Annotated in this window: 17 protein-coding genes; 10 read left to right on the top strand and 7 right to left on the bottom strand. The window is 57.1% G+C overall.

What is annotated here, in order from left to right; translation table 11 throughout:
- Positions 1 to 268: 268 nt before the first annotated feature.
- Genes trmB through QP990_RS00315 form a run of 5 tightly spaced genes read left to right on the top strand, consistent with a single transcriptional unit; the run spans position 269 to position 5,148 of the window.
- Positions 269 to 1,045, top strand: a complete 777-nt coding sequence (gene trmB / locus QP990_RS00335; RefSeq protein WP_023020052.1) for a tRNA (guanosine(46)-N7)-methyltransferase TrmB — start codon at positions 269 to 271, stop codon at positions 1,043 to 1,045.
- Positions 1,046 to 1,639 (top strand): NYN domain-containing protein, encoded by a 594-nt coding sequence (locus QP990_RS00330; protein ID WP_023020053.1) that lies wholly within the window; start codon positions 1,046 to 1,048, stop codon positions 1,637 to 1,639.
- A 12-nt stretch (positions 1,640 to 1,651) separates the two neighbouring features.
- The gene (locus QP990_RS00325; RefSeq protein WP_023020054.1) at positions 1,652 to 3,805 is read left to right on the top strand and encodes an MMPL family transporter; all 2,154 of its coding nucleotides are present in this window, start codon (positions 1,652 to 1,654) and stop codon (positions 3,803 to 3,805) included.
- Positions 3,806 to 4,822, top strand: a complete 1,017-nt coding sequence (locus QP990_RS00320; protein WP_023020055.1) for a YbhN family protein — start codon at positions 3,806 to 3,808, stop codon at positions 4,820 to 4,822.
- Positions 4,819 to 5,148, top strand: coding sequence for a DUF3054 domain-containing protein (locus tag QP990_RS00315; RefSeq protein WP_023020056.1), 330 nt, complete (start codon positions 4,819 to 4,821; stop codon positions 5,146 to 5,148). Before QP990_RS00320 ends, QP990_RS00315 begins: the two co-directional genes overlap by 4 nt.
- A 196-nt stretch (positions 5,149 to 5,344) precedes the next feature.
- On the opposite strand, the gene QP990_RS00310 is transcribed toward QP990_RS00315, so the two are convergent.
- From QP990_RS00310 to QP990_RS00280, 7 genes are all read right to left on the bottom strand, one after another.
- Positions 5,345 to 6,901 carry an acyl-CoA carboxylase subunit beta gene (locus QP990_RS00310; protein WP_023020058.1) on the bottom strand — a complete coding sequence of 519 codons (1,557 nt, stop codon included), beginning with the start codon at positions 6,899 to 6,901 and terminating at the stop codon, positions 5,345 to 5,347.
- Positions 6,876 to 11,579 carry a type I polyketide synthase gene (locus QP990_RS00305; RefSeq protein ID WP_284797949.1) on the bottom strand — a complete coding sequence of 1,568 codons (4,704 nt, stop codon included), beginning with the start codon at positions 11,577 to 11,579 and terminating at the stop codon, positions 6,876 to 6,878. Before QP990_RS00305 ends, QP990_RS00310 begins: the two co-directional genes overlap by 26 nt.
- Positions 11,580 to 11,657: 78 nt before the next feature.
- Positions 11,658 to 13,370: an AMP-binding protein gene (locus QP990_RS00300; RefSeq protein ID WP_023020060.1), complete on the bottom strand. Its 1,713-nt coding sequence runs from the start codon at positions 13,368 to 13,370 to the stop codon at positions 11,658 to 11,660.
- 59 nt (positions 13,371 to 13,429) lie between these two features.
- Positions 13,430 to 14,344, bottom strand: a complete 915-nt coding sequence (locus QP990_RS00295) for a cutinase family protein (RefSeq protein WP_023020061.1) — start codon at positions 14,342 to 14,344, stop codon at positions 13,430 to 13,432.
- 22 nt (positions 14,345 to 14,366) lie between these two features.
- Complete coding sequence (locus QP990_RS00290) at positions 14,367 to 14,798, bottom strand: hypothetical protein (RefSeq protein ID WP_023020062.1); 432 nt, start codon at positions 14,796 to 14,798, stop codon at positions 14,367 to 14,369.
- Positions 14,799 to 14,800: 2 nt separating this feature from the next.
- Positions 14,801 to 16,747 carry an alpha/beta hydrolase-fold protein gene (locus QP990_RS00285; protein ID WP_023027781.1) on the bottom strand — a complete coding sequence of 649 codons (1,947 nt, stop codon included), beginning with the start codon at positions 16,745 to 16,747 and terminating at the stop codon, positions 14,801 to 14,803.
- Positions 16,748 to 16,884: 137 nt separating this feature from the next.
- Positions 16,885 to 18,285, bottom strand: a complete 1,401-nt coding sequence (locus tag QP990_RS00280) for an NAD-dependent succinate-semialdehyde dehydrogenase (RefSeq protein WP_023020064.1) — start codon at positions 18,283 to 18,285, stop codon at positions 16,885 to 16,887.
- 342 nt (positions 18,286 to 18,627) lie between these two features.
- On the opposite strand from QP990_RS00280, the gene QP990_RS00275 reads away from it, so the two are divergent.
- The 5 genes from QP990_RS00275 (at position 18,628) to QP990_RS00260 (ending at position 23,919) form a co-directional block, all read left to right on the top strand.
- Positions 18,628 to 18,939 (top strand): hypothetical protein, encoded by a 312-nt coding sequence (locus QP990_RS00275; RefSeq protein ID WP_023020065.1) that lies wholly within the window; start codon positions 18,628 to 18,630, stop codon positions 18,937 to 18,939.
- Between the two features lie 812 nt (positions 18,940 to 19,751).
- Positions 19,752 to 20,582 (top strand): GDSL-type esterase/lipase family protein, encoded by an 831-nt coding sequence (locus tag QP990_RS00270; RefSeq protein ID WP_198010438.1) that lies wholly within the window; start codon positions 19,752 to 19,754, stop codon positions 20,580 to 20,582.
- A 48-nt stretch (positions 20,583 to 20,630) separates the two neighbouring features.
- The gene (locus tag QP990_RS00265) at positions 20,631 to 21,431 is read left to right on the top strand and encodes a GDSL-type esterase/lipase family protein (protein ID WP_232212561.1); all 801 of its coding nucleotides are present in this window, start codon (positions 20,631 to 20,633) and stop codon (positions 21,429 to 21,431) included.
- Complete coding sequence (locus QP990_RS12290) at positions 21,314 to 22,372, top strand: SGNH/GDSL hydrolase family protein (protein ID WP_084278981.1); 1,059 nt, start codon at positions 21,314 to 21,316, stop codon at positions 22,370 to 22,372. Before QP990_RS00265 ends, QP990_RS12290 begins: the two co-directional genes overlap by 118 nt.
- 1,391 nt (positions 22,373 to 23,763) lie before the next feature.
- A complete protein-coding gene (locus QP990_RS00260; RefSeq protein WP_023020071.1) occupies positions 23,764 to 23,919 on the top strand; it encodes an IS3 family transposase in 156 nt (51 codons plus the stop codon).
- Positions 23,920 to 23,990 lie beyond the last annotated feature (71 nt).

Below are 23,990 nucleotides of genomic sequence, written 5' to 3'. Positions count from 1 at the left end.
CGCCCGAATAATTTGCGCAGAACTTGCCACACCGGTTATATCCACCACGTTAACCAGAACTTCACCAAGCGCATACGAAGGTAATGTGTTAAAAATCGCCTTTTCCACTCCCCCTTTCCGGGGGTTCATTGTCCCACTTTTCCGCCTCGAAACGATCTTCTACCACCCCCAACTGGGCCCACTGGTTATATCCGGGATGTCATCGCCACATGTATCCCTCGGCGCGGCGTATTGCTTGGCGGGGCTAAGCAGGGGAAAATAGGCCGCAATGAATAGCACAGATAATTCTCAAAACACCCGCGCTGGGGAAATGCCCCTTGGCCGCCCGCCACAAACCGACTTCAACGCCGTTTTCCACAACGAGCTTGACTACCCGCGCCTAGGCAACGTCACTTTCCGCCGCGGCACGCTGACCGAAAACCAGCATGAACTTTTTGAAAAGCGCTGGCCGGAGCTCGGACGCGTGCTGGAAGACGAGGTCATTGATCTCGCTTCCTGGTTCGGCCGCAGCGGCGCCAAGACGATCGTGGAAATCGGTTCCGGTACCGGCACCTCCACCGCTGCCATGGCACCGAAAGAAGCCGATACCAACATCATCGCCGTCGAGCTCTACAAACCAGGCCTTGCCAAGCTGCTCGGCCAGATTGAGCGTGAGGGTATCGAAAATATCCGCATGATCCGCGGCGATGGCATCGAAGTCTTGATGCGCATGTTTGAACCGGAATCCCTCGACGGAATCCGCGTCTTCTTCCCGGATCCGTGGCCAAAGGCGCGCCATCACAAGCGCCGCATTATTCAGTCGGGCACCCTAAATCTTTTTGCCTCCCGGTTAAAGAAGGGCGGTGTGCTGCACGTCGCTACCGACCACGCCGGATATGCCGAGTGGATCGATGAACTAGTTGAAGTAGAACCAAGCCTGGATTACAAGGGCTGGCCATGGCCGGAGTGCCCGCAGCTGGTAGATCGTCAGGTCATCACCAAGTTTGAGGGCAAGGGCCTAGATAAAGAACACGTGATTACGGAGTATCTCTGGGAGAAGAAATAAATGAGCACCTATCTGCTTGTCTGGGATGCACCCAATATGGACATGGGCCTAGGCTCCCTGCTGGGCGGTCGGCCTACCGCCGCACACCGCCCGCGCTTCGACGCCATCGGTCGCTGGCTGGTACATCTTGCTCAAGACGTTGATGCTGAACCGCGCGCCGATGTCTTTACTAATGTGACCCCCGGCGGCGCAGATGTCATTCGCCCATGGGTAGAAGCCATCCGCAACGTGGGTTTCGGTGTTTTTGCCAAGCCCAAGATCCACGAAGACGATGACGTAGATCCGGATATGCTCGACCACATCGACAATCTTCGTGCGGATCTGGCCGGTGTCATTGTCGCCTCCGCCGATGGCCAAAACTTCCAAGAGCCTTTGGAGGAGCTCATCGCCGCGGGGATTCCGGTTACGGTCCTGGGATTCCACGAGCACGCCGCTTGGGCCGTCGGCCACGCGGATATCAATTTTGTGGATCTAGAAGACATCGAGGGCGTATTCCGCGAACCGCTACCGCGCGTGAATCTGGATAACCTGCCCGAGGGTGGTGCATGGCTGCAGCCATTCCGTCCCTTGGCGGCCCTGCTTAATAACCGCTAGGAGGCTGCCCCAATGTTTGAGAAATGGGGACGTTTTTCCTATGCGCACCGCCGGCTTATCCCCGCCATCGTTGTCGCTGCCATCCTTGCGCTCTTCGTGGGCTTTGGCTTGCAGCTCGAAGATCGCATGAGCCAAGAGGGCTGGGAGGATCCCAATGCGGCGTCGACAAGCGCGGCCCAGATCGAGGAGGAAACATTCGGCCGCGATAACTCCGGCGATGTCATCTTGCTCTTCCACTCCCCCGATGAGAACTTCGACGCCGCCAAGCAGCACTTGGCGCAGCTGAAAGCAGAGTATCCCGAGCAGATTGATTCGGTGACCAGCTACTTCGATACGAAGAACCCCAACCTAGTCAATGACGATCACTCCCTAGCTTTCGCCGCCATCGGTCTTAAAGGCGATGATGAGCAAACACTCAAGGATTTCCGCACCATCCAAGGCGCGCTTACGGATACCTCCGCCCCAGTGGAAATCGCGGGCGCTACCGCAGTTGCTGATGCCCTAGATAATGGCATGTCCCACGATATCTCCCGCGCCGAAAAGGCCGCGCTTCCTTTGGTGGGCATCCTCCTGCTGGTGGTTTTTGGCTCCGTCGTTGCGGCCTGCATGCCGCTCATCGTCGGCGGCCTCTCCATCCTGGGGTCTTTGGGAATCCTGTCCATCTTGGCGGGATTTTCCCAGGTCAATGTCTTTGCTCAGGCCGTTGTCACGCTGCTGGGCCTCGGCCTAGCCATCGATTACGGTCTCTTTATGGTCTCGCGCTTCCGCGAAGAGCTGGATAAGGGTCGCTCCACCGAGGAGGCCGTTGCTACCACCACCGCGACTGCCGGCCAAACGGTGGTTTTCTCGGCAGCCATGGTCGCCGTCGCACTTTCGGGGCTCTTTCTCTTCCCGCAAGCCTTCCTGAAGTCCGTGGCTTATGGCTCCATTTCCGCCGTGGGTCTAGCAGCGCTGCTTTCGGTCACCGTCCTGCCCTCAATTTTTGGCATGCTCGGCCCCAAGATCGATACCTGGTCTGTGCGCCGCACCTCTCGGACGGCGCGCACCATCGAAGACACCTGGTGGTACAAGCTGCCGCTTTGGGCAATGCGCCATGCCCGCGGGTTGACCATCGCCGTGTGCGGCCTGCTTATCGCACTTACCCTGCCCATCATGAGTATCACCTTCGGCGGCATCAACGAGTCTTACTTACCGCCCAACCAGGAAACCCGTGTGGCGCAGGATAGGTTCAATGAGGAATTCCCTACCTTCCGCACGGAGCCGGTAAAGCTCGTCGTGGAAAATGCGTCTAACCAGCAGCTTGTCGACGTCGTCATGCAAGTCCGTGGCCTCAATGGCCTCACCGAGCCCATGGCGCCGACAACAGCCACCAAGGACGGCACGACAGTTCTTTCCGCCGGCATTAAAGACCGCGATGATTACGCGAAGATTGTCCACGAACTGGAACAAGTAAAGGCACCCGAGGGCGTGAACCTGTACGTGGGAGGCACGCCTGCCATGGAAGTGGAATCCCTTGATGCGCTCTTCCATAAGCTGCCGTGGATGGCACTCTACGTGGTGCTAGCCACGTTCCTGCTCATGGCGTTGGTCTTCGGTTCCTTCGTGCTCCCGCTCAAGGCGATCGTGATGACGCTTTTGACCTTGGGGGCAACGCTGGGCATTTTGACCCTGATGTTCGTCGCTGGCCTTGGCTCGGGCGCCCTCAACTTCACCCCTGGCCCGCTCATGAGCCCCATTTTGGTGCTTATCATCGCCATTGTTTACGGCCTGTCCACCGACTATGAGGTCTTCTTGGTCTCCCGCATGGTGGAGGCACGACGGCGTGGTTCCACCACCGATGAGGCCATTGCGGCCGGCACCGCGCATACGGGTGGGATCATCACTGCGGCGGCGCTCATCATGATCGTGGTCTGTGGCGCTTTCGGCTTCTCCGATATCGTGATGATGAAATACATCGCTTATGGCATGATTTTTGCCCTGCTTATCGACGCCACCATTGTCCGCATGCTCCTTGTCCCCGCCGTCATGCACCTGCTGCGCGAGGATAACTGGTGGGCACCTAGCTGGCTGCGCCACGCCACTACTGCTTTGACTGGTGGCGCTAGACACCGCGGCAAGACTGTTCCCTTCTCTGAGCTCAAACAACGCCTCGAAGGAGATAAATAAGTGAAGAACTGGCTGCGGCTTATCGTCTCGCTCATCGTCCTGCTTATCCTGATTTATGTCTTCCGCGATGAGTTGGACTTCCTGCGCGAAGGCTTCTCGCGGCTGTCTCATTCTGACCCGGCTGCGGTAGCACTGGTGGTCATCGCCTCAATCGTGGCAGTCCTTGCCATGGGCGAGGTTATGCGCCTGCTCATTCGCGCCGGGGGCGTACACGTACCAGCCTCAGAGACGGCCGCCCTCACGCTGGCGGCTAATGCTTGGTCTACCACGCTTCCAGCGGGCCCGGCATTTTCCGCCATCCTCACCTTCTACGTGCAGCGCACGTGGGGTGCTTCCGTCATGCTCTGTGGGTGGTTCTTCGTGCTGTCTTCGGCCATTTCCACCATGTGGCTCGTACTCATCGGCTTGGGCGGCGTGCTCTTCCTCAATGCTGACATGGCATTGTGGTCCCTCATTGGCACCCTGGTGCTCATGCTGGCGCTTTCCGGCGGCCTTTTCTGGCTGACCAATCACCCAGACACCATCATTCGCTGGCTCAACCGCCAGAAACTCGTTAAGGGCTCCAAGCGCGAAGCCATCGTGGACCAGGTAAAGAATCTAGAAGAGGTTCACCTCACCCGCCGCCAATTCGCCTGGGTTTCCTTTTACTCCCTGGCCAACCGCCTCATCGATATGGTCTCGCTGTGGGGCTGTGTGTGGGCCGTGACCGGCCACCTGCCCGCCCTGCACGCGGGAGAGGACACCACGACGATGGCCGGTGTAGCACTGGCTTATCTCACCGCTAAGCTGGCTGGCTCTGCTCAGGTCACGCCGGCCGGCCTCGGTACGGTGGAAGCCGCCATTATCGCCACCCTGGTTGCCACCGGTATGACCGCGGTAGATGCAACCGGCGCGGCAATCATTTATCGTCTGATTTCCTTTGCCCTTATCACCATCATTGGCTGGGTAATCTACTTCTGGCACTATGCTCGCAAGGGCATTACTTACGCCGCCTTGAATCGAAAGGAAAACGCATGAGAATCGCCCCCGTCATCGATATCATCGCCTTGATGCTCTTTGCTGTGGCCGCCCGTCTCGCCCACGGCGGACTAAGTTTTTCCACCTGGGTTGATGCTTTCTGGCCATGGGCCATCGGCGCGCTCATCGGCTGGGCTATCATCCTGGCCGTCAAGGTGCAGGGCAAGTGGAAGGAAGGCGGCGTCGTCTGGCTAAGCACCATCGTGGGCGGCATGGCCCTGTGGATGCTGGTCAATGGTCGGCTACCGCACTGGAGCTTCCTCATCGTGGCAACCGTTATGTCCGCGCTATTCTTCTTCGGCTGGCGGCTTTTCGCCCGCAAATAAAAATAAGGAGGGTTGAACCCTCCTTATTTTTTGCTCGTTTTACTTGGAGCTTACCGGTACGCCTGCTTGATTGAGAATATCGGCTACGAAACCAATGATCTCGCTGATGAGATCCACAGCGCTAGATAGAATCATAAATAACTCCTTGACTAGGATTGGGACTTTATATTCCTATCGCTAATCCAAGCACATGACGTTACATCGGGGCAATGGTGTGCTTCTTCGGCAGGTCGCTTTCCTGCTTCGTTGCCAGCTGCCGCAGCGCTTGGCGGAGAGCCAACCGGGATTGACTCGGCTGAACCATGGCGTCTAAATAGCCGCGCTCAGCCGCAACATAGGGAGCGGTCATGGTCTCATCGTAGAAGTCCATGAACATCTTCTTGGTCATCTCGCGCTGCTCAGGGGTCTCGGCGGCGTCTAGCTGCTTACCGGCGATCATCACCACGGCGGCTGCGGCACCCATAACGGCGATCTGTGCGGTTGGCCACGCCAAGTTGATATCACCGGTCAGGTTCTTCGACCCCATCACGGCATAAGCACCGCCATAGGCCTTGCGCACGATGAGCGAAACCTTGGGCACGGTGGCTTCTACCACGGCGAAAGCAAACTTGGCGCCGCGGTGGATAAGGCCGACCTTTTCTTGCTCTACGCCTGGTAGGTAGCCCGGAGTATCCACCACGAAGACCAACGGAATGTTGTAGGCATCGCAGATGCGGATAAAACGTGCGCCCTTATCGGCGGCGTCCGCATCAATGCAGCCTGCAAGGTGCATGGGATTATTGGCTACAAATCCCACCGTCTTGCCATCGATGCGCCCAAAGGCGGTGATCATATTGGGCGCAAAGTTCTCTTGAATTTCAATGATGTCCTCGTCATCGCCCAATTGGGTCAACAAATCCATCATGTCGTAGCCGGCATTGGTGTCATCCGGCATGAAGGAGTTGAGGTCTTCGTCTTCGGCCACGTCGGCGTCGGAAGGCGCGGCGAATTCCGGGGCCTCATCAAAGCACGTTAGCGGCAGGTGGTCCAAGAGATCGCGCACCATGTCGAAGGCGTCTTCCTCAGAGGGAACGACGGCCGAAACGTTGCCGTTGAGCTCCTGCTGGCGAGCTCCACCCAGCTCGGCGGAGGTAATGTCCTCACCGGTGACCTCACGAATCACGTTGGGGCCAGTGACATACATTTCCGCTTCCTGGTCCACGGCAATCACAAAGTCCGTAGTCACAGGGGCATAGACAGCGCCACCGGCGGATTTACCCATCATGATGGAAATCTGCGGGCTGCGGCCGGACAGCGGCAGCTGGCGGCGGGCGATCTCGGAGTACATGGCCAGCGAGGTCACCGCATCCTGGATACGGGCGCCGCCGGAATCCTGAATGCCAATGACAGGGCAGCCAATCTTGATGGCCATATCCATGACCTCGGTAACCTTCTTGCCAAAGGTCACGCCGACAGATCCACCGTAGACGGTCTTATCGTGAGCGTAGATGCACACTGGGCGGCCGGAGATGCGGCCATAGCCGGTGACCACGCCATCAGAATAGATGGCCTCAGGGTCACCAGGGGTCTTACCCAGAGAACCAGTCTCGACGAAGGAACTCTCATCTAGCAGTTCATTGATGCGCTGGCGAGGCGTGGTGCGTCCAGCCTCGTCGCGGCGCTTGCGCGAGCGCTCACTTCCTGGGTCCTGCGCCTTATCCAGACGCTCACGCAGATCAGCGAGTTTCTCAGCGGTTGTCTGCTTGGCCGCCACGTACCTTCTCCTCGATCCATTCGTTCATATGCTTGCCCACGATGCCGATGGCCGGCTCGTCCGGTACTGCAAGGTGATCGCCTTGCAGCTGCACAATTTCTAGATCCTTAACGATAACTCCCCAACCTCCGTCGGGGTCAATCTCAGCGTAGCGCGGCTCCAGCTCAATCGCACCGTCATGCATGCGCTCGGAGCGGAAAAGCAGAACCGGCACGGTCACATCGGCCCAGCGGTGGAAGTCAATCTTGGCCAGAATCTGGTTATCCACGAAAGAGGCACGCTGGTGCTCTAGCACGCCTGCGGCTAGGCCGTGCTCGGAGGCGTCGGTAGTAGCGAGGAACTCCGCCAACATGGTCATGAGCGCATCCTCGCCCATGGTCTCCAGCATCTCGTACGGCGGCTCGAAGTCCAGTCCGTAGGTTTTCTTGGCAAAGGCCGCGTAGCGCTCCCACCGGGCACGGGTTTCTTCCGGCGTATCCGGAGCCGGGTTCGACGGCTGAGTGGTATCCAGCAGCGCGATGAACGCCACGTCCGCCGAATCCTGGCCGCGCTGGGTGCGCTGATGCAGCTGGTAGGCCACCTCATAGGCCAGCGCGCCGCCGAAGGACCAACCGCCGAGCACGACCTTGCGGCCACGAGCGTAGTGCAGGATGTCCTCGACATATACCTTGGCTCGCTCCTCTAGCGAACCCTCGATGCGCTCGACTCCGTAGACTGCCACATCCTCGGGCAGGCGGCGGGTCAGTGGCTGGTAGACCACCGTGGTGCCACCGGCTGGGTGGAACATGAATACAGCGGGGCCGTCGGCCTCGCGCAGCACGCGGATATTGCCCTCTACCTCGGTCTCTAGTCCCTCACGGACCAAGTCAGCCAGGCTCTCCAAGGACTCAGCCTCGTGGACCTGCTGGGTAGTGACTTCGATGCCTGCACGTTCGGTAAGGCGCTCGGCAATGTTGCTAGCAACCTCGTCGCTTATCTTGGGCAGTGCAGAGGTCACTCCCGCCGCGGCCTTGCCGGTAAAGGTAGCCCACGTGCCAAAGACCATGCGCTCGGAGGCATCGCGCGGGGCAACACCCACGCCCTGGCCCGGCTCATCTTCTTCTGGCGCAGGAGTGTCCTCGGAAGCAATCTCGCTGGTATCTACGTTACCGCCGGCTACGGCCTCTTCCACCATGGCAATGACGTCCGCCAGGGAGGCGTCGCGCAGCGCCTGCACCTGCAGCGGCGGAATCTGGAAGTCATTTTCCACGCGATTCTTAATGCGCATACCCATCAGGGAATCCAGGCCCAGGTCAATGAGCGGCAGCTCTCGCGGCAGGTCAGAGACGTCATAGCCCATGGACTCAGAAACGATGAGCGCGAGACGGTCCTCCACGGTTTCCTCCGTGGGATCCCAGCGCACGGCATCGACTTCTTCCGTCGCTGCAGGCGCGCTTTCGGGCACCTCAGCCACGCCTGGAATAGGCGCCGCCCCCAAATCCAAAGCGGAGGCAAAGCCTTCCGCCACCGGCTCTGTCTGTGCACCACGAACAGCGTAGACAGCCACGGACATACCGCCGATGGACTGATTTACCACCGTGGTGACCTCGCCGTGCGGTGGCAAATCGGCGTGTTCCTCGGTGGCGATGATGCGTGCTCCTGGCTTGACGGCCTCGGCCGCAGCCTCGACGATGGCCAGGGCGGATGGCGCTTGGTCCGCATTGGTGGAGAAAGCAACCTTGCCCTCGGGCAGGTTAACGCGTGCGCCCGGCAGGCCAGAAACGCCAGCCGATGGACGGGCATTGGTCCAGAAGCGCTGGCGGTTGAACTGGGTATAGGGAGCCTCTACGCGTGCGCCAGAGCCAAAGACCGCACCGAAGTCCACCGGCATGCCGGCGACATAGAGCTTGCTGAGCAAGTCGAGGAGAGACTCGGTGGGATCTACCTTGCGCTTTAGGGCATACAGCAGTTGCGCATCGGCCTTGCCTACCGCAAAGGCGGTGGACATGAGCCCCATGAGCGCAACCGGGTTTGGCGAGATTTCTACCAGCTGGTTGTGCCCGGCAGCGAAGGCTGCCTCGGTGGCATCCTGCAGGTAGACCGAGTGGCGGGTCATGCGCAGCCAGTAATCCTCATCATGCACGGTGGTTCCAGGACGATAGACCGTGCCCTTATCGACGGAGGAAAATAGCGGGGTGTGCAGCGGCTTGGCTTCCATACCTGCGATGGCAGCATGCAACTCTCCCAGGATGGGGTCTACGGCCGAAGTGTGCCCGGCCGCCTTCACATTGAGAGCGCGGGCGAATTTGCCTTCGCCATCGAGCTTTTCCACCAAGTCCAGCACCTCTTGGCGCGGGCCGCCCACGGTGGTCATACCTGGACCGGTGTACACGGCAGGCTCGATGTTTCCATCAAGCGCGGCAATATCCTCGGCAGAGAGCTCAACTACGGCCATGGCTCCTTGTTCGGCATCGCTTAGCGACGCCTCACCTTCACCCATCAACCGCGCGCGGTGGCAGGCGATTACCATAGCGTCCTCGGCGGAAATACCGCCCGCGGCATAGGCCGCTGCGATCTCGCCCATGGACATGCCCATCACACCGGCAGGGCGCACACCAAAGGAGGCCAGCAAGTCCGTCACTGCAATCTGGATAGCAGTAATGGCTACCTGAGCAGTCTCGGTGTCATATGTTTGCGCATCATCGTTGACAATGTCCATGATGGACCACCCGGACTCAAAGTCCACGATTTTATCTAGCTCTTCCAAGCGGGCCTTGAACTGTGGCGAGAGCGCAATCATGTCCTTGGCCATCTTGCGGTGCTGAGAGCCAAATCCGGAGTACACAAATACCGGACCCGGCACCTGCGGGGAATCCGCAGCGGCAATTCCCACGGAAACCTTGCCCTCGGCCACCTGGCGCAGGCGCTTGACTGCTTCCTCGGCGGAGCTAGCCACCACGACGGCGCGAGAGCGGGAGTGATTGCGGCGGGCGACGGTACGGGCGACGTCGACAAGCGCGGGCTTTTCCGCCTCAATGAAGTCCGCCAACAGGGCCGCAGCGCGTGCCCGGCGCGATGGCAAGAGGCCAGAGACCGGCAACGCGACCGTGTCGGTGGAAAGCTGCGGCTCGCGCTCGGCCGGGGTGCCGCGGTAATCGGTGAGCACGACGTGCGCATTGGTGCCACCAAAGCCAAAACCGGATACGCCAGCGACCTTGCGGCCGGAGTATTCGGGCCACTCGCGCGGGTCCTCGACTACTTGCAGGCGTTCTGCTTCGAAATCGATATAACGGTTCGGCGCCGAGTAATTGATATTCGCCGGAATCACATCATTGCGCATGGCCTGGATGACCTTGATAAGGCCCACCACGCCCGCAGCGGATTCGGAGTGGCCGATATTGGTTTTGGCAGATCCCAGCAAAATCGGCGCATCCGCGCCACGACCGGCGCCGAGCACCCGCCCCAAAGCGGAAGCTTCGATCGGATCACCCAAGATGGTGCCGGTGCCGTGAGCCTCGATATAGTCCACGTCCTGCGGATTCACGCCCGCATCGGCATAAGCTCGGCGGAGAACATCCTCCTGTGCCTCCGGATTCGGGGCGGTCAAGCCATTGGAGTGCCCATCGGAGTTGACGGCCGAGCCTTTAATGACAGCCAAGATATCGTCGCCGTCCGCCTCCGCGTCCTCCAAACGCTTGAGGACGAGGACACCAGCGGCATCGGCGCGCACGATGCCATCGGCGTCGTCAGAAAAAGCGTGAATGGCACTCGTCGGAGAGGTAACGCCCAATTCAGAAAACGCCGTCGACGCGTGGGGAGCGGCGAGGATATTTATGCCACCGGCCAGCGCCACGTCCGCGCTTCCCGTGCGCAAGTCCTTCACCGCCTGATTGACGGCTACGAGGGAGGAGGAGCAGGCCGTATCCACATTGATGGAAGGGCCGCGGAAATCTAGGGCATAGGAAATGCGATTGGCCACCACAGCCGAAGAAATACCGGTCAGCGCATAAGGATGCATCTCGGCAGAATCGGCGGCGATGAGCATGCCATAGTCATTATTGGTCGAGCCCATGTACACACCAGTCTGCGTGCCGCGCAGCTCGTTGGCAGGAACACCAGCGTCTTCTAGCGCTTCCCACACCAGCTCCAACAGGATGCGCTGCTGGGGGTCCATATTGGCGGCTTCGAGTGGAGAAAGACCAAAGAATTCAGCGTCGAAGGAAGCAATATCCTCGATATAGCCACCATCGGTATTTTGCTGGGCGATCTTCTCGCTCATTACAGGGTCCGCCAAGTACTCGGACCAACGTCCTACCGGCAGTGGACCTGTTCCGGCGCGGGATTCGGCCAGCATGGACCAGAATTCCTGGGCATTTTCTGCACCCGGGAAGCGGCCCGAAAGACCAATAACCGCGACATCGGCTCCATGCGCTATGCGAGGAGAGTGCGCCTCAGGCTGAGGCGCTGGAGCGTTCAACAGGCGATTTGCCAGCAATTCGATGGTTGGGTACTCGTATGCCACGGTGGCATCGAGGCGGGTACCGAGTAGATTTTCCAGTTCGCCAGATAGCACTACAGCATCCCGCGAAGAAAGACCATAGTTTTCCAGGGGCTTGGAATCTAGGATCTCTTCTGGGGAAACACCGGTGGCCTGGGCGACCCAGTCACGCAGCCATGCTCGCAGTTGCTCGATGGTCATAAAAGGTCTTTCATTACGAGAAGTTATTAAATGGCAAGAGGGTATATCGCTATATTTTGTCACTTTGTTAGCGATAAATCAGATCCCTACATAGTTCTTCTTAGCTACACGGCGCGCAATCTTGCCGGAAGAAGTACGGTTGATTTCCCCTGGGGCCTTCCACACGATGTCATCTGGCGTAATTCCATGATGCGAGGTGACGGCGGTGCGGATGACTGCGGACGCCTCTGCATCGCCGGCCGGCTGCGCATCATCGGCGCGCTCAACCAACAATACGAGAGATTCAGAATCCTTGCCTTCCACAGAGAAGGCGGCAACGGAGTCCGGTCGCACCTGCGTGGACGCTGCTTGTACGGTGCTTTCAATATCCTGCGGATAGTGATTGCGCCCAGCGATGACGATGAGGTCCTTCAGGCGGCCAGTGATATAAAGCTCACCATCCACGATGGCGGCTAGGTCACCGGTTGCCATCCAGTAATCGTCTTCTGGCAGGCCGTCCTGCTGGCGCTCACCCAAGGTATTGCGGAAGGTCACGGCGGTTTCCTCAGGCCGATTGAGGTAGCCGGTAGCCATATTGGGACCATGCACCCAGATTTCACCGATTACGCCGTCCTTGACCTCAGCGCGCGTTTCCGGGTCCACGATGGCAAGGTGCTGATGCGGCACGCACTGCCCATTGGACGCATAGGCCACAGTCGCGTCGGACTTATCCTCGATGATGGCGCGTCCCGCGGCCAGTTCGGCACGATTGAAGTGGGAGATGACTGGGCGCTTGTCGGTTTGCGGGGTAGATACAATAAGCGCCGCTTCTGCAAGACCATAGGACGGGCGCAGCACGGAACGATCCACACTGAAGGCATTCAAGAAGGAATCCACGGCTGCCTCCGTTACTGGCTCGGAGCCGATAATGATGCCTGCTACGTGCGAGAAATCAGCGTCCTTGGCATGGCGCGCGGCCAGTTCCAGCGCAAAGTTGGGGATAGCGGAGTACGTAGCTTGCTCCCGGGCGGTCAAACGCCGGATCCAGCGGTCTGGGTGTTGGATGAAATCGCGTGGGGTCATCATCTCGAAGTCCAAGCCCAAAATGGTAACGAGTACGGCCAAAATGATGCCCATATCGTGGTGCATTGGCAGCCAGGAGACGATGCGAGCCGGCATCTGCAATTGCAGTGCTTGGAAGATCTGCGCAACATTGGTGATAATCGCTCGGTTGGTGAGCTCCACGCCGGCCGGGGTCCGAGTGGACCCAGACGTGTACTGCAGGAAAGCGGTGTCCTCCGCGCTTCCCTCCACGGGTGTCCAAGAACCAGCCAAGGAATCAGGAAGAGCGTCGAGGGAAATAATCCGCGGGCGCTCACGCTGGGCAGAGAAGTACTTACGCACAGCGGCGGCAGAAACACGATTCGTCACCACGATAGGCGGTTCGCAATCACCGAATACCGCCTCCAGGTGGTCCGCGTGGCCCGGTTCATTGGGGTCATAAAGCGGAATCGGCACCATACCCGCGTACAGTGCACCCAAGAAGCCAAAGACGTATTCCGGTGAATTACCAGCCAAGATGGCAACGCGGGTGCCCGGATCTGCTACCTGCTGCAGTCGCGCCGCCACCACCTTGATGCGTTTATTGACCTGCGCGCGGCTAAGCTCCCGGCAGGTTTCTTCCTCACCGTAGATCCACTGGCGCATAACCACACGGTCTGGGTCAGTCTCCGCCTGGTAGAGCCTTTCTGCCAGCTGGGCCAAACTGAACTCGGGCGCTAGGAATTGCCCCATCTGCGCTTTCAGATCCATGGAATCTCCTTAAGTGAATGGTTTCTTTAATAAAACTATCGGAGGGTGGGGAATTGCTGTTACGCGGCGTCGATAAGCTGTCGGGCCCAGCCCACTACCCACTGGTTAGCCGTCGTGCCATCAATGACACCACTATTGGAGGCGTACTGCGCATGGACGCCATTCGCGGCAATCAAACCCTGCGCGCGCTCCAGCGCATTAGACACGTTTGGCGGGGCATCACAGACTGAATCATTGGGCGCACAAATCTGGAAGGTCCGATCCGCCAAGCTACCGAACCCATTCGGGCGCGCACCACGCATGGACGCACCCGGAACGATGGGCTGAACTAAACCGGATACCGGCTGGAGGGCAATTTCCGCACCCACGCCGCCGACCTTGCGGCCTGGGTTTTGGCCAACGCCATTTTGGCGGCGACCATCTGCAATAAGGGCCACACCTGCAATGCTTTCCGCCGGCACTGCACCCTGGCCGCCACCGATCTCATCGGCAACGTCACCTGCAATGACCGCCCCCTGAGAAAAGCCACTCACAATGAATTTGGTTGCCGGGCAGCTCTCATGCACACTGCGCAGCTCATCATTCATCTTGGCGGTTCCCTCATTGCGGGAATCGTCGTAGCTCATTTCATGCTGTGCATTGATGTTTTTAAACTGCGCGGTATAAGGAAGGGTCCATACCTTCACGTCCTCCCCGTAGGCCTCCTGCAATGGCTTCGTAATAGACAGCATGAACGAGCGCGGATTGGCAGAAGGATTAAGGGGATCGTCGTCAGCCGCAGATTCCCACGTACCCGGGGCGGAAATGAACTCCACGCGCGGGCACCACTCGGGCTGCTGCGGCGGTGGCGCAGCCTGCTCCGTGGAATGCGGAGCTGGGGAGTCATCCGTTCCACTATTGAGGTAACGCGACGCGCCCACGCCGATAACAGCTAAAACGACGAGGACTGCGACAACGGTAATGGTTTTTCTCATGGATTAGTTGTACCAGGTGAACCTAGCAAATCCCTGTACGTGCGGAATCCGTAATCAGCTTAGAAAGCTCTTCAAAGCCCATCGTGGTGCGCTGTTGCTCAACAAGCTGGCCGGCGACCGCAGAGAGGGTGACATCATTCTCATCACAGGCTGCTTTGCCCGCGCCGAGGAGCTGATCTTCTACGCCATCAACGTTGACGCCGGCGTTTTTTAGCCTGCCTAGGTACTTTGCTTCCGATTCCGGCAGCTCGGCGGTGGGAATTTCAGAGATCTCACGCGCACCGCGGTCTTCCTGCGACTTAGAGGATGTCTCTTCCGCAGAGGTAGGGGCCTCCGACTCCCGCTCGAGGGGCGCGACCTCGGTCTCTTGCGAAGGCTCGCTATCCACCGTGGCAGAACCGCACCCCGCAAGGGTCAAGCACAGCGCCGCGCCCACTACTACTAGCTTGCGCATGACTACTTCTTCTCGGTCCGAACCTGGCCCAGAACCTCGCTGATCTTGCCGTGCTGGAATTCCTGGCTCAAGCCACCAGCGGCAATCTCGGAGTAGTCAGAGGTAGGCCAGCCGAACTCGCCCTGCTCCCAGCCAGCCTGGCCCCAGCGGTCCATAATCTTGCTCTTCAGAATGTAGTGCGCACCAGTCTTCGGGGACCAGTAGATGCTGCCCTTTTCAAAGGTCTGGAAGAAGCCGCCATTGACGGCGTTCTCTCCGGACGTCGGGAAGCCGAGCGCAGACTCCGCGCCGCCCATGTCCTTGTATTTGGCGCCGATAGCACCGTGTACTACCTGGTTGGAGCCATCCGGGTTACGGGTAAGGATTCCGTCCTGGAATTCCTGCATGTAGCCCTCACCGACCTTCTTTACCGAGCCGGTCGGGTACTTCAGGTCGCCCTTTTCGTAGCCATTCTTGCCCCAAGCCTGGAACATATCGCCGGTAATCTCCCAAGCGCCAGTCTCCGGGGACCAGTAGATGGAGCCGTGCTCAAAGTGCACGAAGCGGCCCTTGCCATCTGGCGTCTTGGACTCGCCGGTCTTCGGGAAGCCAAGCCAGGAGGTTGGTCCGCCGATTTCGGCGTAGCGAGCACCAATGCGGCCGAAGAGGGCATGCGCACCGGTGTCTGGGGACCAGTAAGCGGTGCCAGACTCGAAGTCCTGGGCCTTGCCCTTCTTGGCGACGTCGTACTCATTATTCAAGCAAGAGCCAATAACGCCGCTCTTGGTCTCCTTAGCGATGGCTCCGATTGCCTCACAGTCCGCACCGCGGTCGGCCTTGTCCATCTGCAATGCATCCGCGATGTATGGCCATGCCTGCTGCATCTCAAACTGCCAGTATTCCCAGCTGTGCACGCCGGATGGGCGGAACTTAACCACAGGGTCAATCTTGGCGCGCTTCGCATAATCAACATAGGTCTGGGTGGACATACGGGAGATGACCTCCAAGCCCATGCCAGCGAGGTTTGCCTGGCCCTTAGCCACGGAGTTGGCGTTGCCAAAGTCATCCTTGCCCGAACCTGCGGAGACATATACCTTCATGTCCTTCAGGTTTTCAATGCCCAGCTTTGGATCATGGTCGATCCAGTTTTGGGAGCCCGGCTGGCCCCACATCTTGCGGGAATCATAACCGCCGGCATCGCGCTGCGAAGCCATGATGGCTTCCGGCATGCCACGCGTAGTGGTATCGAGGTAGCCGGAGAAAGAACCCACGAAGCTAAACAGGTGCGGGTTGCGCTCAGCCAGGTTCATCGCGGCAGTACCGCCCATGGACAGGCCGGTTACCGCGCGCTTGTGGTTGGAGCGGTACTCATTGTCCAGGATCGGGATCAATTCCTTGGTCAGGAAGGTCTCCCACATATAGTGCTTACCGCGGTCTGCTTGCTCCCAGTCCGAGTAGAAGGAAGACTCGCCGCCTACCGGCATGATCAGGTTGACGTTGCGGTCGGCGTACTGGTTCAAAATATTGGTTTCAATGGTCCAGCCGGACTCATCATCACGAGCACGCAGGCCATCCAGCGCCCATACCTCTGGGAACTTCTTTTCTGGGTGGGAGTACCAGTCACGGGCGAGCTGGATTTGCACCTTCTGCTCTTTATCCGGCATCGCCGCGGACTTGATGTAGACCATCAAGTGGCGGTTGGTTAGGTACTCTACGCGGTTGATCTTCACGCCCTCCGGCAGACCCTTAACATCCGGGTACTCGGTGTTCAGCGGGGTGCGGGCAGGTGGATCCTTGGGTGCGAAATGATCGGACAGGCTGGAATCGCCGCCGATTGCGGAAGAGAGATCGCCTACAGAAGATTGTGCGGTGGCGTTTGGCAGCAGGGCCAAACCCACGGCGATGGCGGTAGGTACTGCGGCCACAGCAAGGCCCTTGCGAGCCTTGCTCGGGGAAGTGCTTTTGCGCATAGGTAAACGTCCTTGAAGATTTGCCGCGGTACCTTTCCGAGGGTTCCCCTCCCCCGGACCGATGCCTACGGCGTGAGCTGTCTATCGTGTACTCAAGTTTAAGTTGAACTTGAGACTTACGCTAGACAGACACGCCGCTACATTGCCGGGGAATTACCCGGATTATCCTGTCCGCTCACGCGGTACAGGTGCTCGTTGACGAACTCGCCTACGCCCCAGCGCGCCAACTCGCGGCCATAGCCGGAGCGATTCACGCCGCCGAATGGCAGGCCTGCTGCGGTTACCGACGCCTCGTTAACAAACGTCATGCCATCGTTGAGCTGGTTGGCTACTTCAAACGCAGCATCCAAGTCAGTGCCCCACACGGAGCTAGACAGACCGTACTCAGAGTTATTGGCAATCTCGATGGCCTCTTCGACGTCCTTGGCCTTGTACACAATCGCCACTGGGCCGAAGATCTCGTTGCAGCCTACGTCGGCGGATGGGTCGACGTCGGTAAGCAGGGCAGGCTCCATGTAGGCGCCCTCGCGATCGATCTTCTTGCCGCCTACGCGAATCTTGGCGTCGCCGTTGGCCGCAGCCTTTTCGAGGCGCTCCACAATCTCATCGCGGGCGCCGATGGAAGACAGCGGACCAATGTCGGCATTCTCGTCATCATAAGTGCCGACCTTCATGTCCCCGATCTTCTTTTCGAGGTACTCAACGGTGCGATCGTAGAAGTCCTCAAGAACGATAAGGCGCTTCGGTGCATTGCAGGCCTGGCCGGTGTTGTACATGCGAATCAGGTTGAACTGATCCAGTACCCACTCCAGATTTTCATCATCGATAACCAGGAATGGGTCATTGCCACCCAGCTCCAGCACGGACTTCTTGTAATTTTCACCAGCGGTCTTAGCAACGGCAGAGCCTGCACCCTCGGAGCCGGTCAAAGAAACGCCCTTGATGCGCTTATCCGCTACAAAAGCATCCATCTGGGAACCGGAAGCATAAATGTTAATATACGCATCCTTCGGCAGACCAGCTTCTTCCAAGATGTCCTGACATGCCTGGGAAGACAGCGGACAGATGGAAGCGTGCTTGAGCACGATGGTGTTACCCAGCAGCAGGTTAGGAGCTGCGAAGCGGGCTACCTGGTAGTACGGGAAGTTCCACGGCATAATGCCCAACAATGGGCCAATCGGCTCCTTGCGTACCACGGTCTTGTGCGCGTTCTGAGCCGGCAGGTACTCATCTGCGAGCAGCTCGTGCGCATGCTCGGCATAGTAGCGATAGATATCGGCAACAATCTGCACTTCAGCCTTCGCCCAACGGGTCAGCTTGCCCATTTCACGACCGATGTGGTCTGCCAACTCATCGATGCGCTCTTCATAAAGGTCTGCAGCGCGGGACAAAACCGCGGCACGCTCCTCGATGCGAGTACTACGCCATGCATCGTAGGCCGCGGTGGAACGGTCTAGGATGTCATCGCGCTGCGAATCATCGATGCGTTCAAACTTGTCTTCACTCTTGCCTGTGCTTGGATTCTCAATAGCGAACATGGGCCCCTGTATAGTCGCGGATCACAACCCACGCAAGCTTATGGAGCGACGAACTCGGCTCTAGATTGGGCTAGTTACGCAGGATTTACAACTCCCCGAAACCCCAGTAAACGAATAATTTAAGGATCGTTTATTTAATGATTATTTGATGCCAAGCGACAGGCCAATGCCCCCCATCCAGATCCAACACCTATGTCCGGCTTGAATGCCACTAAGAAGCAGCCCACGTAGCTTCTCGGAACCTGTACTGACGCAAAAACATATGAGACGTAACTGTTGCACCCTTTTGTAACACCTGTGAACGTACCACCCAGTACTATCCCCACGATTGAAGGAATGGCTATGGCCGTACTGCTTCAAATCAACGAAATCGTTTCTGGTCCCATTAAAGACCTTCTAGTTCACATTTCTGGAGGAAACTTCCCAGAAATTAAGCTCCCGAACATATCTTTGCCGGAAGTAAACCTCCCGGAGCTTCCACCAATGTCGTCTCCGACTTACCCAGAAGAGGTTAACCTTGAGGTTGGCGGTTCCTCTTTCGGCGACTTGGGTTCCTCGAATTTCCTCAACGAGACTGGCTCTTCCGAGCTACTGAACGACTTTCAGTCTTCCGAACTGGATCTCAGCGCACTAGGCAGTGTTTTGGGCGGTTAACCCCCCATTTAACACTCGGCACCTTACCACATGCTAGTGATATTGAAAGCTCCTGCAGCACGGCACTAGTTTAGGCATGCGCCTCCCACCCGCAATCTTTTATCATCTAGTTTTAGGGAAAACGTCCTCTTGATTGGCGTGCTACAGGTTGGGCGCCTATTGCTAGGCCATAGGTTCTTTCAGATCTTATGAAAAGCGAAGCAATCGGTTAGTACAGCATGGACGTAGAAGATTGTCGACTTTAACCAGTTTTCTTTTCCAAAACTCTACTACATGTCGAACTGGATCAAGTCGTTAGACAATCGCGTTTTCGAGGGGAGGCACCATTCGGACAGTCTTCCCTGTCGATCTCCTCCCCAATGCGATGCGTTTGAGCCGCTCTTTAATTCCCCCTCCTCTGACTGGCTGTCAGTGGCCGTACGGCCATCGTTTCGGACGACGGTTGCAAGTCAGCGGAAAACCGGTTTTCTATACGCGACGTTGCAGTATTTCATAGCGTTCGCGCACTCCCGTTGCACCTATTCCCTACCTATTCCCTCTGCTAGTTAAATATACACCGGTGCATCAGCGCCTATTCACGCGTTACTGTTTCAAAACACTTAGGCCGGGAAACTCGCACTTGTCACAAACGGAAAAATGATACTTTCACAGACTCGGATTCAAGAGCCTCTAAGCTCACACGGCTACCAATTTTCACCCCCCATAACAGGAATTACTGCCCCTCAGAGTTGGATATTCTCTGTATAAGCACTACGTTTGTCGGGGTGATGAGCAAACCTCACACACTCCTATTGTTCCCGATCCCTAAGACCATGAAAAATATAAAAAACAGGATAGCTGCCGGCTTCATCGCCCTCACCGCGAGTTTCTCCCTCGCCCAAACTGCCAACGCAAGCCAAGGGCAGGAAATGGTTACCTTCGGTGATTCTATTACCGCCAACGGCGGAGCACCTGGTAGCCGCGCATCTACAAGCCCCTACAAGCCCTACATCCAATTCCACCCCTGCTTTAATGACAAACGGAACTGGGCGCATCAAACCGCCGATAACTTCCATTACACCCTCGCAGATTATTCCTGTAACGGGACCAGCTACTCGGTCGACGCCTACGTAAATGACGCTATTCGTACCGGCAATATCGGACTCAACACTAAAGAAGTCGTTTTCATGTATGGGGGCCTTCAGCCAGACACTCACATAGATGCCCTAGCCAACTCCACCCTCCCAAACATTCCTAAAGGATCCAACTATCGAGCGCTGCTTGGCTTAGAGTTCGGCAAAATCCGCCGAGTTGCCCCCAAAGCGCGGATCACTATGGTCAACTACCTGCCAATGACTGTAAATGACACGCTGTGCGCGATTAACGATGGCATCAGAGTTGTGCCTATCTCCTTCCCAGGTGCTACTAATGCGGAAGCCGAATTCAACCGTGAAATCGGACGCGCAGCACAAGCTTTAGGAGCCAACTTCATCAACCTCTATGACCAGGCCAAGACCCACGACACTTGCCAACCTGACGCCACTCAGCGTTGGACTGTAGCGTTGAAAACTCAAGCGGCACCTTCCGTCATGCCTATGCACCCGACAGATATCGGACACGACGGAATGGCCAGAATCATCACCAGCGAACTTCAAAAGCGTTAACCAGACGACAATCCCAGGAAGAACCTAAGAATGCGACTCCACACTAAAATGGTTGCAACTTCCATCGCAGCCGCAGCTCTCATGGCCGGAAATATCACTGCAACAGCCGCAGTAGCAGGCAACACTGTCCTCACCGGAGACAGCGTGGTAGCAAACCCAACGCTCACCGATTTCTTGCAAAATAAAGCCAAAGTCAAGACAAATACCGGAGTAGGCTGCGTCACCGACGGCTCCATTGCCAATGAAATAGCCATCGCTTCTGGGGGCGCCCACGTGGATCAGTACCAATGCGCAGGCGCCTCTTTCGCAACTGGCGGTATACACATTGAAGACACGCTTCGAACTGCCGCACAACGCGGCGATCTCAACCCACAGACCAAAAACGTAGTCATTGTCGCAGGCGCCAACGATACATACCCATACGGGTCTGATGTTGCTGCTTCGGAACGCGCAATCCGAAGCGGTCTGCGTAACGCCATTAACGTAGCACATCGCCATGCTCCAAATGCTAAAGTCACTGTTGTCGGCTACCCACATGTATCTTTCAATAACATGTCCTGCTACAACAGTGGCTTGGGGTCATCAAACCCACTACCCATCCCAGCCGGTAATACCGCTGGCACCGAACAGCGCCTCCAAAACACACTCCGTGAAGTCACGCAACAAAACAACGCTACCTTCCTCGACGCATGGCCGATGTCCCAAGGACACGACGCCTGCTCCCCAGACCGATGGTGGGTAAATCTCGTCGACATCATGCCACCAGCACCAGGAAACCTGCCTTTCCACCTCAATGCCCACGGCACACACGAATATGGCCGTTTCATTGGGCGAAACATTGCAAAATAGCCCCATGCCGCCAGTTCCGAGTAAACAATCAAAGGCCTAGGCTTTTCTTCCCTAGTACATTGGATAGACTCTTGCACGCCCAAAGAATCACTGCCGCACTTTTAACCGCAATACTTACAACCACGGCCCTAGCACCCTCCGCTCAAGCCCTCCGACCAGGAGACAAATACGTAGCACTCGGGGACTCCTACGCCTCCACGGGCACAATCACACGGCCTGCTCCGGGGAGCACCCCGGCCTGCGTCAGGGACCGAGACAACTACCCCCACCGACTAGCTGAGCTCCTCAACCTCCAGCTCGACGATGCCACCTGCGCTTGGGCGTTTACCTACCAATATGACAACCCTCAACATCACGCTCTGCCTCTCACCGCTCCAAGTCCTCAGAAGCAACATCTCACCCCCGACACAAAAATAGTCACCATTAGTCTCGGGGGAAACGACGCAGGCCTAGCCGCCCTTTTTGCTAGTTGCGCACCCCACGTTCAAATTCCCGGACTACCCGAGTGCGCGCCCCTCGCCGAGCCTGTAACAGATGGAAGTATCTACAACCCCGATTTCACTGGCAGGAATCTTAAACAGCGACTGATCGATATAGCCAACGATGTAAAGAGACGCGCACCGGCAGCCCAAATATTCTTCACAGGTTACTACACAGCCGCGACCCCAGAGCACACGTGCCCAGAAAGTGGCTTTCTCTCCCTAAGCGATCGACGATACATTGAAAGCTTTCTCACTAAGGTGAACTATACGCTTAAACAGGCAGCTTTGGAGTCACACACGACTTACATCAGCCCCCCAAATGACGATGAAGGTTGGTGCAAACCGCCGCATCAACGAAACTCCAACTTCCACGGGCTTCCCGAGGGCAATCTAATCGCTCATCCCACCGCATTAGGCCAACAACACATGGCACAAGAAATCGCCCGCAAGGTTCGCTAACCTCCTGCCCGAGCGGAGCAGTTGAAAATTTCAGTGGCTACTGGCCTAGACAGTCGAGCAATTCGAGCCTTAGGTAGTTCGGAGGCTCGTGATTTCCTCAGATTGTAAACACCGAGCGCGGTTATCTGGTCGTTCATGCGTCTGCCGGAGACCTTTGGTTGCGGTGACTGTTTACAAAACGCGTTAATGCGGCCGCGGCATTCGTGTAGCCAGGCGAGAAAGGATTTTACGGTGCCTAGCTTCACGAAGTCTACACCAATCAACCAACTCGGGTCTCAGAGGTCCTCCTCTAGCGATGGACAGCCAAGTTAGCGAGACCTGGATATTGACAAGCACGCCAAACTTGACGTACCCCGTAAAGAAGTAGCTAAGCTAAACATGAAAAGGGAGTTCTTCTCAAAAACGGCAGCCTACTTCGTCACAAAGCAAAGAAGATAGAACGTTTGGGGATGCGGGCATTTCAGGGCTTTTCAGAGTAGCAGCTTGCATCGGCGTTGATTGATGCTTAGCCCCAAGCGTTCTAGGCTTTCTCATATAGTGATATGAGTACGGGGTCAAAAATACCCCTTTAAGCAATGAATTGTTCAATTTAACAACCAGTGGATAGCAGTCGAAAGAGAAATCCACCGAATCCCCCGTCGAGGAACGGTCCCCACTCAGTTATGTTGAAGAAGTGTAGTTTAGTCGCTCTGGTTAATCTTGGCGGCATCTCGAAAAATTTGAGCAACTTGCTAGATTGCTCGTAGTTTTAGCTGGATGTAGAGTGACCCCACTATATAATTTTCCACCACCCGGGCATTCAGAAGTATTCCCAACTGAAGCCCCCAGCCTTTCCGTATTGTACTGCTCCCCATTACTTCGCCTGAGAAATCAATTACCTACTCTAGTGGGGAGCAGTTGTATTCGCGCACGTAGTTCGTTGTCAGTGGCGCAGCGGGAGAATTGGCGGCCCGAGTTATGGTTACTAGGCTGCAGCTCAACATGTTGGTGTTCGCGTTGATCCAGTCCTTGTTTTGTTTGGTCGAGTCTTGCTCCATGGCAAGCTATGTCTTGTGAAAGGCCTTCAAAGCGTGCGGTTGCCGAGTTTAGGGTTGCAGGCCGCAAAGTGTATTTGTCACCGGTAATGGATCTCTTCGACCGCTGTATTGTCGCTCACACCGTGTCGCCATCACCGTCGATAGAGTTTATCGCCAAATTCATTGACAAAAGCGATTGCGGCTTGTGCGCCGAAGCCTGGGTGGGTGATGCACACCTATACCAAGGCTTCCAATACCAGCAGTCGACCTGGCGTACTTTGATTCACGACAACGGCGGTGTTCAGTCAGTGTCGCGTAAAGCCAACTGTGACGACAACGCAGTAATGGTCAACCTTTCGGACACTTAAAACCGAGATGTACCACGGAGAAGATTTTAGCAACGTCGAGGAACTCACCCATGCTATCGAAGATTACATCCAGTGGTACAAAACCGAACCCATCCAACCACGACTAAAGGGCCTGACCCCGATGCACTATCGGAATCAAGCCCTTGAACGTTTAACCACCTAGAATTAAACCAGCCCAACTTTTGGGGACCAGTTCATATCAGAAGGCAAGCAGAGGGGAGAATAGGCTTAGAA

The sequence above is a fragment of the Corynebacterium sp. MSK071 genome (genome assembly GCF_030232125.1).
In the GTDB taxonomy this organism is placed as follows: Bacteria; Actinomycetota; Actinomycetes; order Mycobacteriales; family Mycobacteriaceae; genus Corynebacterium; species Corynebacterium kefirresidentii.
This window is presented reverse-complemented; position numbering and strand designations above follow the sequence as displayed.

Excerpts from the sequence above, each read along its gene's own strand:
- trmB (WP_023020052.1), top strand. The coding sequence starts at position 269 with ATGAATAGCACAGATAATTCTCAAAACACCCGCGCTGGGGAAATGCCC.
- QP990_RS00330 (WP_023020053.1), top strand. The coding sequence starts at position 1,046 with ATGAGCACCTATCTGCTTGTCTGGGATGCACCCAATATGGACATGGGC.
- QP990_RS00325 (WP_023020054.1), top strand. The coding sequence starts at position 1,652 with ATGTTTGAGAAATGGGGACGTTTTTCCTATGCGCACCGCCGGCTTATC.
- QP990_RS00315 (WP_023020056.1), top strand. The coding sequence starts at position 4,819 with ATGAGAATCGCCCCCGTCATCGATATCATCGCCTTGATGCTCTTTGCT.
- QP990_RS00305 (WP_284797949.1), bottom strand. The coding sequence starts at position 11,579 with ATGACCATCGAGCAACTGCGAGCATGGCTGCGTGACTGGGTCGCCCAG.
- QP990_RS00300 (WP_023020060.1), bottom strand. The coding sequence starts at position 13,370 with ATGGATCTGAAAGCGCAGATGGGGCAATTCCTAGCGCCCGAGTTCAGT.
- QP990_RS00295 (WP_023020061.1), bottom strand. The coding sequence starts at position 14,344 with ATGAGAAAAACCATTACCGTTGTCGCAGTCCTCGTCGTTTTAGCTGTT.
- QP990_RS00290 (WP_023020062.1), bottom strand. The coding sequence starts at position 14,798 with ATGCGCAAGCTAGTAGTAGTGGGCGCGGCGCTGTGCTTGACCCTTGCG.
- QP990_RS00285 (WP_023027781.1), bottom strand. The coding sequence starts at position 16,747 with ATGCGCAAAAGCACTTCCCCGAGCAAGGCTCGCAAGGGCCTTGCTGTG.
- QP990_RS00280 (WP_023020064.1), bottom strand. The coding sequence starts at position 18,285 with ATGTTCGCTATTGAGAATCCAAGCACAGGCAAGAGTGAAGACAAGTTT.
- QP990_RS00275 (WP_023020065.1), top strand. The coding sequence starts at position 18,628 with ATGGCCGTACTGCTTCAAATCAACGAAATCGTTTCTGGTCCCATTAAA.
- QP990_RS00270 (WP_198010438.1), top strand. The coding sequence starts at position 19,752 with ATGAAAAATATAAAAAACAGGATAGCTGCCGGCTTCATCGCCCTCACC.
- QP990_RS00265 (WP_232212561.1), top strand. The coding sequence starts at position 20,631 with ATGGTTGCAACTTCCATCGCAGCCGCAGCTCTCATGGCCGGAAATATC.
- QP990_RS12290 (WP_084278981.1), top strand. The coding sequence starts at position 21,314 with ATGGTGGGTAAATCTCGTCGACATCATGCCACCAGCACCAGGAAACCT.
- QP990_RS00260 (WP_023020071.1), top strand. The coding sequence starts at position 23,764 with ATGTACCACGGAGAAGATTTTAGCAACGTCGAGGAACTCACCCATGCT.